The sequence below is a fragment of the Desulfonatronovibrio magnus genome, from assembly GCF_000934755.1.
Taxonomy (GTDB): Bacteria; Desulfobacterota; Desulfovibrionia; order Desulfovibrionales; family Desulfonatronovibrionaceae; genus Desulfonatronovibrio; species Desulfonatronovibrio magnus.
In genome coordinates this window covers 1-1923 of the sequence record NZ_JYNP01000143.1, presented here as the reverse complement: position 1 = coordinate 1923, position 1923 = coordinate 1, and the positions used below count along the sequence as shown (strand labels likewise).

At 48.4% G+C, this 1923-nt stretch carries 3 protein-coding genes and 1 pseudogene; all 4 read left to right on the top strand.

Going from position 1 to position 1923, the window contains the following annotated elements; all coding sequences use genetic code 11:
• Positions 1 to 325: 325 nt before the first annotated feature.
• Positions 326 to 775, top strand: a complete 450-nt coding sequence (locus tag LZ23_RS11845; RefSeq protein WP_045214463.1) for a nucleotidyltransferase family protein — start codon at positions 326 to 328, stop codon at positions 773 to 775.
• A complete protein-coding gene (gene hepT / locus LZ23_RS11840; RefSeq protein WP_045214462.1) occupies positions 772 to 1230 on the top strand; it encodes a type VII toxin-antitoxin system HepT family RNase toxin in 459 nt (152 codons plus the stop codon). The genes LZ23_RS11845 and hepT overlap by 4 nt, the downstream gene beginning before the upstream one ends.
• A 264-nt stretch (positions 1231 to 1494) precedes the next feature.
• Complete coding sequence (locus LZ23_RS11835) at positions 1495 to 1746, top strand: hypothetical protein (RefSeq protein ID WP_045214461.1); 252 nt, start codon at positions 1495 to 1497, stop codon at positions 1744 to 1746.
• A pseudogene (locus tag LZ23_RS11830) lies at positions 1733 to 1923 on the top strand (type II toxin-antitoxin system VapC family toxin); the annotation flags it as partial. The gene LZ23_RS11835 and the pseudogene LZ23_RS11830, both read left to right, overlap by 14 nt.

The window sequence follows — 1923 nt, the reverse complement described above, 5'->3', positions numbered from 1 at the left end:
CACAGAAATCGGGGACAGGTTTTTTAAGTTGCATTTGTCTTTGTTTTTGATGCCTTAAGAATAAAGGCAGAAGAGTTCTGGACGCAGATCTCGCAGATCTCCGCAGATGGAGGAATTAAAAGTTTCTGGATCAGCGTAGATCAGCGCAATCAGCGGCTAACATTTCTTATTTCTTTGCCTTTGACTTTTTGCAGGTTCAGCTTGCCAGGCTTGCCCGCCAGGATTACAATGTATTGAACAAACAAGGTCAAAATCAGAACTCGGGCTCAGCCTCCAGCTGGCAGCAAGCCGGACATGGCAACGAGAAATAATGCGGAAACAACTCATGTCTTCATCTATAGAAAATAATACAGGTTCTCGGGAAGAACATCTGGCCGCCATCTGCCGGCAATTTTCTATATCCATTATGTACGCTTTCGGCAGCAGGGCAAAGGAAACCCTTGCCTGGCTGAGGCAGGAAATCCAGGAAATGCGTGCTTCCCAGTCGGACCTGGATATCGGGGTGCTGCCCATACCCGGTTTTCATCCATCTCCAAGAGAGAAGGTTGAGCTTTGCATCAGGCTGGAAGATTTTTTTCAGGTCAGCCGGGTTGACCTGGTTATTCTGCCGGAAGCACCCCCTTTTCTGGCTTCACGAGTCATCCAGGGAGAAAGACTCTATGCGGCGGATGAATATCAGGCTGATGAATACGATCTTTATGTCCTTAGAAGGGCCGGAGACCTGATGCCCTTTCACCGGGAGAGGCTGCGCCTGCTTTTTGGAGAAGACACATGACAAAGGGCGATATTTCTAAGCGTGTTGTTGCTGACAGGGTGCAATGGGTCGAAACCATGCTGGAGAAGATCAGGGAACTTCCCATTGAGAACCGGGATGAGTTTTTTGCGGATTCCCGGAACGCCCTGGCCTGTGAGTCATGTCTGCGCCGTGCCCTGGAAGCCCTGCTTGATCTGGGCAGACATATTCTGGCCAAGAGATTCTGCCGGGCAGTTGAAGAATACAAAGAAATCGGACCAGCCCTGGCCAAAGAACAAGTCATAACTGAGAGCCAGGCTCAACTTTTCCGGATCATGGCTGGATACAGAAATCGCATGGTGCATTTTTACCATGACGTTTCCGATGAAGAAATCCGGACAATATGCACTGACCATCTTGGAGATATCGTGCTTGTGCTTGAATCCCTGAAAAGATGGCTCAGGGACCAGCTGCATGGCAGCGACTCAGATGTTTAATTTTTTATCGTCCCCACCTGGCCTGAGTTTCCTGAATTCCCCAATTCCCCAATTCCCCAATTCATCATTCCGCATTCATCATTTTTCAGACAGGATTGTGCCACCAAATGGAAATAAAGAACGTCTCGCGCGGAAGTCGAAAACGTCGCAGAGGAGGGCTTGATCCGGCAGATCTATGACAGCAGGTTCAAGGAACTTGAAAACGTTCTGCTTGACGAAAAGTTATGCATGAAATATTATGGCAACATAATGTGAGGTGATAATATGCAACGCACTACAATTATGCTGCCCAGAGAATTGAAGATTCGCGCGGCCAGCAAGTCCAGAAACATGGGGATCTCTCTGGGACAGCTCATCCGGGAAGCCCTGCAAAAGGAAATTGAGAGCACTGAAGTCAGCAATGGCTTGCAGGACTGCTTTTACGAGGACAAGGCTATTTATCAGGGCGATTCCCCTCCCGATTTTAGCGCTGAACACGATGAATATCTTTATGGCGAGTCTCATGATATTCGTTGATACTGGTCCATTATTAGCGCGTCATCTCGTCAAAGACCAGTTTCATCAGCAGGCATTGAATATATGGGCCGAACTGGAAAAAAGTCATGAAAGACTTGCCACAAGCAGCCTTGTGCTGAACGAAACCGCTACTCTGCTGGGAAGAAGAGCTGGCAATATCTTTGCCGCCGAGAGGCT

What these genes read in the sequence shown, in the direction of transcription:
- LZ23_RS11845 (WP_045214463.1), top strand. Translation starts at nt 326, where the DNA reads ATGTCTTCATCTATAGAAAATAATACAGGTTCTCGGGAAGAACATCTG.
- hepT (WP_045214462.1), top strand. Translation starts at nt 772, where the DNA reads ATGACAAAGGGCGATATTTCTAAGCGTGTTGTTGCTGACAGGGTGCAA.
- LZ23_RS11835 (WP_045214461.1), top strand. Translation starts at nt 1,495, where the DNA reads ATGCAACGCACTACAATTATGCTGCCCAGAGAATTGAAGATTCGCGCG.